At 60.1% G+C, this 9256-nt stretch carries 6 protein-coding genes and 2 pseudogenes; 6 read left to right on the top strand and 2 right to left on the bottom strand.

The window, feature by feature from the left end; all coding sequences use genetic code 11:
* Window positions 1-743 precede the first annotated feature (743 nt).
* Together AB4Z43_RS33290 and AB4Z43_RS33285 are read left to right on the top strand one after the other, a co-directional pair.
* Window positions 744-1133 carry a hypothetical protein gene (locus AB4Z43_RS33290; protein ID WP_441940964.1) on the top strand — a complete coding sequence of 130 codons (390 nt, stop codon included), beginning with the start codon at window positions 744-746 and terminating at the stop codon, window positions 1131-1133.
* 93 nt (window positions 1134-1226) lie between these two features.
* On the top strand, window positions 1227-2066 hold the full coding sequence (locus AB4Z43_RS33285; RefSeq protein ID WP_441940962.1) for a COG4705 family protein: 840 nt from the start codon (window positions 1227-1229) through the stop codon (window positions 2064-2066).
* Window positions 2067-2834: 768 nt separating this feature from the next.
* Here the strand turns inward: AB4Z43_RS33285 and AB4Z43_RS33280 are convergent.
* Together AB4Z43_RS33280 and AB4Z43_RS33275 are read right to left on the bottom strand one after the other, a co-directional pair.
* Window positions 2835-3218 carry a hypothetical protein gene (locus tag AB4Z43_RS33280; RefSeq protein ID WP_441940960.1) on the bottom strand — a complete coding sequence of 128 codons (384 nt, stop codon included), beginning with the start codon at window positions 3216-3218 and terminating at the stop codon, window positions 2835-2837.
* Window positions 3219-4237: 1019 nt separating this feature from the next.
* Complete coding sequence (locus AB4Z43_RS33275; protein WP_441940958.1) at window positions 4238-4642, bottom strand: hypothetical protein; 405 nt, start codon at window positions 4640-4642, stop codon at window positions 4238-4240.
* 107 nt (window positions 4643-4749) lie between these two features.
* On the opposite strand from AB4Z43_RS33275, the pseudogene AB4Z43_RS33270 reads away from it, so the two are divergent.
* The 4 genes and pseudogenes from AB4Z43_RS33270 to AB4Z43_RS33255 all read left to right on the top strand — a co-directional run.
* Window positions 4750-5106 (top strand): annotated as a pseudogene (locus AB4Z43_RS33270) (Mu transposase domain-containing protein); the annotation flags it as partial.
* Window positions 5106-5820, top strand: a pseudogene (gene istB, locus AB4Z43_RS33265) (IS21-like element helper ATPase IstB); the annotation flags it as partial. The pseudogenes AB4Z43_RS33270 and istB, both read left to right, overlap by 1 nt.
* Before the next feature lie 1195 nt (window positions 5821-7015).
* A complete protein-coding gene (locus AB4Z43_RS33260) occupies window positions 7016-7330 on the top strand; it encodes a hypothetical protein (RefSeq protein WP_441940956.1) in 315 nt (104 codons plus the stop codon).
* A 94-nt stretch (window positions 7331-7424) separates the two neighbouring features.
* On the top strand, window positions 7425-9256 hold a 1832-nt coding region (locus tag AB4Z43_RS33255; protein WP_441940954.1), incomplete at its 3' end, for a DUF4347 domain-containing protein.

The following is a 9256-nucleotide window of genomic DNA, read 5'->3' as shown; positions in this document are numbered from 1 at the left end:
GCTTGATGAGGGCCCGATCCACCGACACCATCATGGCCAGCGGCCTGAGGCCGCAAAAAACAGGCCGAACACATGAATGAACCTGACCGCTTCAGTATTGCCATTGTCAGAATCTTCTTGCTCAACGGGGGCCGTCCACACATGAATCATAACCCAGCTCAGACGGAACCCCATGAAAGCCGATTTTCAAAACGGTCTCTGAGATGCATTCCTGATGACCAGCCCGGGCGCGGAACCGCAACTCCAAGCCGAGTTTCGATCGTTAGTTCGAATAATTCCAATTTGTTGCAAAAGTAGCGCAGACTCTCGGCAGGAAATGCGTAAAGCAGAATCGTTCCGCTGCGTTTCTCGCAGCCTCTTCTTCCGTTCCGGCGACCGACCTCGTTGAGCCAGTTGCCACCATGCCATACTCATGGACCGGCTTTTATGTCGGTGCTCAAGTCGGAGGCGCCTGGAATGACAGCCGGTGGTCGCCACTAAGCGCTCCAGGCTTTGATCCCTTCAATACAAACGGGTCCGGAGTCGTCTACGGCGGCCAGATCGGTTACAACTACCAGATCAACCGATTCGTCATTGGCATCGAGGGTGACTTCGCAGGCTCCGCCGCAAAGGGCGATAGTAGGCGAATGCCAACGGCAATGACCAAATCTCGGTGGGGCCGCAGGACACACCTAGTCAACCCCACGAGGGCGACAATGGAGTGACGCCCTCCTCCATCACTAGAAGTTTGCGGGAATCCCCTAATGAGACAGATCCTTCTCGCCATCGCCCTCATTGTTGCTCCGGTGGCCGCCTTCACCGGCTTCGAACTTTATGTCAACAATGCACCCGCCAAAACGGCGGGCCTCGGTGATCTATCGTCGTTCAAGACCATCATCGCCGACGTTCAGGCCCTCGCCGCCAAGCGTGATATTGCTGCCGCCGCTAAACGCATCACCGACTACGAAACAGCCTGGGACCAGGCTGAAACCGCGATACGGCCACTGAACCAGGACTACTGGAACAACATCGACGCGGCATCCGACGCGGCGCTTAAAGCAGTGCGTCAACCGAGCCCCTCGCCTGACAAGGTCAACAAGACGCTCGCCGCTCTTATGGCGGTGCTGAACAATCCGGCCCAGGCCACGCGGTAGGACGACCCTGGCGGGCCATGCCGGCCCTTCGGACCGGCTGCCCGCCCAACCTCGAACCGCGAAACGGTCCCTCCCATTTCAAGGATATTCATGATGCCTGCTACGGCCAAGACCGTCAAAGCTATCGTCTACAATCGCGTTCCCAGCGTGACGGCAGATTTCTGGCTCATCAAGCTGATGGCCGTCACCATGGGCGAAACAGCAGCCGACTATCTCAACGTGCAGTTGGGTTTGGGTCTGACGGCGACGTCGTTGATCATGTCCGCTATTCTGGCAGGAGGACTGATCTGGCAATTTGCACAAAAGAGATATGTTCCCTCTGCCTATTGGCTCTCGGTGGTGCTGATCAGCATCGTCGGCACCTTGATAACTGACAATCTCGTCGACATCTTCCACGTGCCGCTAATGGATACCACCATGGCATTCTCGGTCGCCCTGGTGCTGACGTTCACGCTGTGGTTCCAGGCGGAGCGTACTCTTTCAATCCACTCCATATTCACCAATCGGCGCGAGGCCTTCTATTGGCTCGCGATCCTGTTCACTTTTGCTCTCGGTACGGCAGCAGGTGATCTGGTCGCGGAGGAGTTCGCACTTGGATATCTGGCAACTGGGATCCTGTTCGGGATGATCATCTGCTCGCTCAGCATTGGTTATTTCTTTCTCGAGCTCGATCCGATCCTCGCCTTCTGGCTGGTCTATATCCTGACCAGGCCTCTGGGGGCTTCCTTCGGCGACCTATTGTCTCAGCCCACGCAATACGGTGGCCTCGGCCTCGGCACAATCATAACGAGCGCCATCTTTCTGGCCTCGATCGTCGCGATCGTAATCTACGCGAGCATGCGACACTTAGGAGAGGAATTGATCGGCGTCGACGAAGATGAGCTAGTGCCGGGTGAAGGGAAAAAGCTGGGCGTCGCCGGCGACGAACTCTGAAGCTGTCCAGTGCTGGTTTGACATCATCAAGGCTGCGCCCTGGGCCAAAGCAGCATGACAGGCTCAATTGCAGCGCCCTCACGAGATGCGGGCGATCTGCCCGGCATCGTGGGTATGCATCAGAGTCTACGCTGCACCTCGCCGCCACTTTTCGGTTTTCCTGCATCGGCTGACGATGCGCTCAAGGGTGCGCCCAATCCCGCTTCTACAAGCGTCGCATCACTCCAGAGCGACAAGACCAGTGGCCGCCGATACTCACCAGCTCATCCACATGCGCCAAAATCATAGGCCGAAAACGACCGGTCGTGGGAGGTTTGCCCTTTGCCATGGTCACAAGAATGCGACGATTGCAGCGCTCTGTCCATTCTGCGCGGCAGATCTGGGATATGGGATTGAGCTCATTGATGCCGAGGCGGCGCCCAAACTCTATGCTAGGGCGGACAAGGCCGGGTCGCTGGTTACCGTGCGCCTCGTGTGACCGCTGTCCACAAGCCTCGGCACAACCTGGTGAGGCTCCACAGCTGAAGAGGCGAGCAGGACGCCCGGCACAAAATAGATTCCGATAAGAATCCCAATCGGCCAGACTCGCGCCGAGACTCTGGCTACGCTGCGGCGGAGGGCCCCTACGCTGCCGAACTGGAAGGCGAAGGCGGCACGAGCGACGAACAAGGCAGCAGGAATGGTCCAGCGGCTTCGCACTTGAAACCTCCCGTGGCTGACAATCGGCGCATAGTTTTATCAAATGCGTCGCCAACTCAGTCCAATCAATCATGATTCAAATCTGCAGTTCATGTCGGCCAGCGGCCCACGCAAGCGCCTCTTCGAGCCGGTCGTCCCCCCATAACGTTTCGCCATCCATGAGGACGCCGGGGAGCCGAAATTGCCATGGCAGCGGGCCGCATCGGTTTCAGCCTTGAGCCGCTCATGGGCGCGGGCGTCGTCGGCCTTGGCAATCACATGGTCGACAGCCTGACCGAGGGGCACATGCCTCAGATGGGCGCGGCTACCCAGTTCCACACCTTCCAGGCACCACGCCCTGAAGCTTGCCACGGTATAGGCCTCGCACCACCCCTCTTCGGCGGCCACCATGGCGACCCGGTTGGCCACAAGGTCGGGATCGGTCGGCCAGATCGGCGCCCCGACATAGGACACGCCGTGCGTCGCCGCTCCACATCGCGCCACAGGTACTTCACCTTTGCCGCCTGGGTGCGGAGGGCAATGTTGTTCTCGGCCATCACGGTACGGACATTGAAGGGGCGCCATCGAACGGCAACCCCCGACTGTTTTGCGATAGCGCCAATGCGCATCACGGACAGGTATGCGTAGCCGCTCCCAAAGAAATAGAAGAGCAATCGCCTCTTCTTAAGCGGCTTGCCAAAGCCCTCCCCTACCAATACAGCGGCGGCGTGCATCCAAATGAATCGCAATCCCGTCCCCGCCCCGCATGCGATTATTCGGTAAGCTGATCAAGGCTGCTAGTTTTCCACCGCTAATCCGGCCCATGGACCGAATTTTGTGGCCGGGATTTCCGAGACGCATATGAGCAATGCCTTATGGAGCGGATACCTGACCCCGAGCCGGACCAGGAAAATAGAGCCCTAGATGTCGATTGCAGCGGTTCAAGTAGCCCGAATCGGCTTGCGTCGAGTTCATCCCAGAGAATGGCGGCGGCGCAGGGGTGAGGCTGGGGAAGAAGGGCGTACCCCAAACACAAGACACCCCTGAACCGGTCTTCGCTAAGTCAGCGCTATTTCAGCGACCGTCTCTGTGCAGTGGCTGACTCGGAACGACCGGCCGCTCGGTGGTGTCCGGTGTAATTTGCTCCGCCACCTGCCCGGTCTCTCGCCGACTGTAGACAAGCCTGAAAACAAGTGCGAAGTACCCAGCCTGCAACAAAACCGCAGTGATCGTCCCCCAGGCAATAGCCTTCCAGATAGAACCTGTGGCCACATAGGCCCAAATCCCTACGGCGCCCGACGTCGTCAGCATTCCCATCAGAAACTGCGGAAAATACATCGTCTGGCCAATCCCGAGAACACATACATAAGTTGTAACGAATTTAGTCAATTTGTAAGTATCGGCCCATGAAGAATCCGACCAGATCCCGCCCCCTGCTTGGAATGACGGTATAAACTCACGGGCGAAGACCCCAACAACCTGCCTCGACCTGATCAGAGCACGCGATCAGGCGGCGTGCCCTCGCCGGTTGGGCCGGCCCGTATAGTCACACCCCAACCGGCTGGCGGCCCGCAGGAAGTCTCATCGGCGCGCGTTCCTGCGCTGGCTCGGTCCTTTAATTGTGGTTGTCCAACAAGAGAGCAAGCTTTCTGGTTGTGGCGCTTTCTGTAAGCGGCGCCAAAGCGCGGAAAACGCCATGGCGCTGCAGAGAGCGGCCGACCGTCCAGATAACGGCCGACTTCAATCACGGCATCTGCATCGATGTCGATTAGTAGTTCTCGCATGGCACCCTCCCGAAGGACCCGAACTTTGCGAGTATACAACTGCAAGCCGAAAGGTAACATCATCAAGAAGAAGGAAGCAAACGCTTCAATGTTCCACTGTTTGTTGATCGCCACCGAGAACAGACCCCGGCATTGGAGTGAACCCCTCGGGCTGGACCAGGGGGCGGAAAACTGACACGCTCAATGGTCTTGACGGGGAAGGCTCAGAAATCCCGCGGTCCATATCCCCGCTGGCTGGCCGAGCGCCATTCGGACACTTGCGGGATCTGGTGCGCAAGGTTCGGCAGACTGCAACGATCGATCTCGACACGAACAGTCTACTCCGTCCCCTAGCGCCTGATCGGCGAGAGCGTCCAGGTCGTGGTGCTTGCCGGCCGGAGATCATCCGTCATGCAGGGCAGGTCGTGGCCGATCATGCCTTGTGCCGAGCGCGGCGAGAACGGATCGTGGGCCGGACGGATTTTGCCGGCGCTGCCTGCTTCGAAGGGCCGGTGCGCGCCGGCCCTGTCGAGATAGCGCCGGCCGCGTCGCTGCGGCCGCTTGCGGAATACGAGGCGGTTGCTGGAAGGGGTCGGTGATGACACACGTAGATCGCGACGTGCTGATCGCCACACTCGACCGGCTGAAGCTGACGCCGATCGGACGAAGCGGTGCGTTCGAAGATGACTTTGGGCGAGGCATTGGCCTTCCGTCTCGAGGGAGATCGCTCGCCGCGACGAGCGTATCTCCGTGTCGAGCAAGCTGGCGCAGTTCCCGTTCGTGCGCGAATTGGACGGCTTCGACTTCGATGCCCAGCCGTCGGTCGATCAAGGACAGATCAGGGAACTGGCGACCTACCGCTGGATTGCCCATGGCGACTCGGTCCTGTTCCTCGGGCCGCCCGGAACGGGCAAGACTCATCTGCCGTCAGCTCGGCCGCGGGGCCATCCGCCAGAACTGCAGCGTGCAGTTCGTTACGGCGGCGACGCCGGTGGCGATACTGGCCGAGGCACACGCCGACGGCTCGCTCGACAAACAGTTGACGACCCTGTTGTGGCGGAAATTATTGGTCATCGATGAGCTGGTTATCCTGCCCTTCGAGGCCAAGCCGCTAGCCTGTTCTTCCAACTTGGGTCTCGGCGCTACGAGAAGGGCTCAATCGTGATCACCTCGAACCGCTCCGTAGGCGAATGGGGAAGTGTTTTTGGGGCCCTGTCGTCGCAACGGCGATCCTGGATCGTCTGCTTCATCATTTCATGGTGATCACCATGCGAGGTGACATCTACCACCTTCGCGAAAAGCCCCGGTCCGGCGCGAAACCAACGAAACCGCAAACCAATGAAGGGGTCAGTTCCTTGCGGAGTGGGAATTCGTGCAGCTCGCCCGGCAGATTGCGGGCAGCGAAGAACGACTTGATGAAATCCTGGGTCCCGTCGGCCGAGCCGGTATCGCCGAGATCCAGGAATCGATATTGTCGACGAACGCCCCGAGACAGCGTCGAAGGTTCGCCATCTCGTTTTTCACGATCATGTTGAGGCAGAGCCGCTTGCCATTTGTCACCTTAGAATTTTCGGCGCTCGAGGCAAGTGGCGATCGGAGGGATGATTCAGTCCTGCTTTGTCTCGCGTTCGGGGCGGCCTGCGTCGAAGCGGATGCCAAGTCCCGGTCGCCCATGCCTTCAGCCCGCATTTCATTCAACCTGCCAGGTCGACCGCTAGCATAGTCTCTATTCCCGAATATCGGGTCATTCGTTCTATCGGTTCTTACGGGATCGTCGTGAGGAAACCGTGCCTAACCTTATCCATCATGGTTACCCCAAGCCATTTCTCCAGCGGGCTGCAAAGACCATGGGAGGCGATTGCAGGCACTGTGCGCTCCAACCTGTCAAGCGGAGAAACCTTGTCGCAATTTGCTCGCCGTCTGCTTTCCCGCCGTTTATGGCTGATTGCGCCGAATTTGTGAGGGGTGAGTCAGAGGGTTCTGGGCAGCAAAGCAAATTGCGTATGAGGTGCGACCGGGGTGCGCTCGTTGTAGGCCGCGTTAATCCGTTCCTCTGCAGAAGGGCAGACGGGCTTCAATTCCCTCGCGCCGAGACATGGTGTCATCATTCGTTTGAAGGACGACGGACGTCTCATTTGGGAGCTTTCTAACGTTTGACGCCGAGCCTTCGGCGCACCTGGAGGATTGCGTTGTGGGTGGGTTGATATCGCCTGCCGACCGGAGAAGCTGTGGTGCGGCACCCCGGTTCGAATGGCACAAATGTCTTTGCGCTCAAGCGCTGAAACGATCAGCCAGGCGCTTGAACCGATGCCCGCATTTCGGCGGACATCTGTCCTTGGCTACTGCATCCGGCGACTACTGCAGGGTCGCCACCCCCTTCCGCGATCTCCTCCGCGGAGAACCAACGCGGCGCGGTTCGATCCCACATGGCGCGACGCCAAGCGTTGGAAATTGAGGGTAGGCACAAATAAAGGCGCGGCACGACCGCCGCTGACCAGGGAGGGAATGATGAGCTATGCAGCAGCGTTTGCGGCGATCGAAGTCACCGTTATGGGCGCTTTGCCGGTCGGAAGTACGACCGGAAATGTAAATTACTTTATCGTGGATACGGTCAAAGGTGCGATAGTCGGCCAGGTCGTTCTTCCCAACGCCGTCAGGCAAAATCAGTCCGTCGTTCTCACCGTCAAGGTTCCAAGCAACGTAAGCTCGTTGGCGATCGGGACGTTTGACGACGCCGGGAATTTCCAGGCCTCCACCTTCCTCAGCGTAGACAGCCCCGTCGCCGGCGATCCCAGCGGCGCCGTCGGGCCATCCGGAAGATAACCGCCCAATCTCTATGCTTTTTTCCGTAGCCACGCCGGGCGAGCCTGCGTGCCGCCTAAAACCTAAAGTTGATTCGAGCCAATAGGAGCCGGTGATGGCCCGCGCCTCGGAAATCCTCTTTTTAGATCCTTCAATCCCTGATCTCGAGACCGCTCTGAGAAACGTGCGGCCGGAGGTGGACGCTATCGTGCTCGACAAACGCCAGCCCGCGGCGCGGCAAATGGCGGAGGCTCTAGAAGGGCGCAACGGGCTGGACGCGGTGCACATCCTAGCTCACGGCGCGCCGGGACGTCTCGGCTTTGGCTCCGGCGAGTGGTCGAGCGAGACTCTGGTGCGCGACGCTGCGAACCTAGCCGCCATCGGCAGGGCGTTGGCCGAGCGTGGCGGCTTGCGGCTGTGGAGCTGCGAGACCGGTTACGGCGCGGCGGGTGAGGCGTTTGTCGAGGCTCTCTCGGAGGCGACGGGCGCCGGCGTATCGGCTGCCGTAGGGCTGGTTGGCGCCGAAGCGCTGGGCGGGCGATGGGACCTGGCGATATCCCCTATGGCGCGTGTTGGGCCGCCGCTTACCAACACGGGAACGGCAAGTTACGCAGGTGTTCTGAGCCTTGCAGTGACACTCACTGGGTCACTCGATACTGCTGGTTCTATCAGCCAGAAGGCAGTTCAGTATTATATCACGAATTCGGCAAACGTAATTGTTGGTAGTTTTACATTACCATCAAAGGCATCCGCTCAATTCTCTTCTGTCGCTATGATTGTTGACGTTCCGGTAAGCGGAACTTATACGATAACGGCACTTATTCAAAATGATACTGACGATAACAATGACTGGTCAGTTGTTTCTGCGGGCACCTTCAATCTGACCAACAACACGGTTACTTCTGGCCCATCCAGCAATTCCGACGGCGTCTTTACTCTCACAGGGGTTTCTTCCACCAGCAACAGTGGCTCGACTGGCCCGACGGGTGCGACCGGCGCCACCGGTCCAACAGGAGCTACAGGCCACACGGGATCAACCGGTGCCACGGGTTCGACGGGCGCCACAGGTGCAACCGGCGCCACCGGCGCCACCGGTGCGACCGGCGCCACAGGCTCGACCGGATCAACTGGCTCGACCGGATCAACCGGCTCGACTGGTGCAACCGGCTCGACTGGAGCCACTGGCTCTACCGGAGCCACAGGCTCGACCGGATCAACTGGCTCGACCGGTGCGACCGGCTCGACTGGAGCAACTGGCGCCACCGGCGATACGGGTGCAACGGGCTCTACCGGCGCAACCGGAGCCACGGGTGCGACTGGCGATACGGGCGCCACGGGTTCGACTGGAGCTACAGGTTCAACAGGTGCGACTGGAGATACAGGCGCGACCGGCTCGACTGGAGCAACTGGCGCCACCGGCGATACGGGTGCAACGGGCTCTACTGGCGCAACCGGAGCCACGGGTTCCACCGGAGCCACGGGTTCCACCGGAGCCACGGGTGCGACCGGGGCAACTGGTGCGACAGGCTCGACTGGCTCTACCGGCGCGTCTGGCTCTACCGGCGCGACTGGCTCTACCGGAGCAACCGGCTCGACGGGTGCAACTGGCTCGACCGGCGCGACGGGTCCGACCGGAGCAACCGGCGAGACCGGCTCAACCGGAGCGACGGGTTCGACCGGAGCAACTGGCTCTACCGGAGCGACTGGCTCGACCGGAGCAACCGGATCGACCGGAGCAACGGGCTCGACTGGAGCAACCGGCTCGACCGGAGCAACCGGAGCAACCGGCGCGACGGGCTCGACCGGAGCAACTGGCTCTACCGGAGCGACCGGTGCGACCGGATCGACCGGAGCCACTGGCTCGACCGGAGCAACCGGCTCGACCGGAGCAACCGGTTCGACCGGAGCAACTGGCTCKACCGGAGCAACCGGCTCTACCGGGGCAAC

It is taken from the genome of Mesorhizobium sp. 2RAF45 (assembly GCF_052115225.1).
Lineage (GTDB): Bacteria > Pseudomonadota > Alphaproteobacteria > Rhizobiales > Rhizobiaceae > Mesorhizobium > Mesorhizobium jarvisii.
The sequence above is the reverse complement of the archived record's forward strand: the minus strand, read 5'-3'. Positions and strand labels throughout refer to the sequence as shown.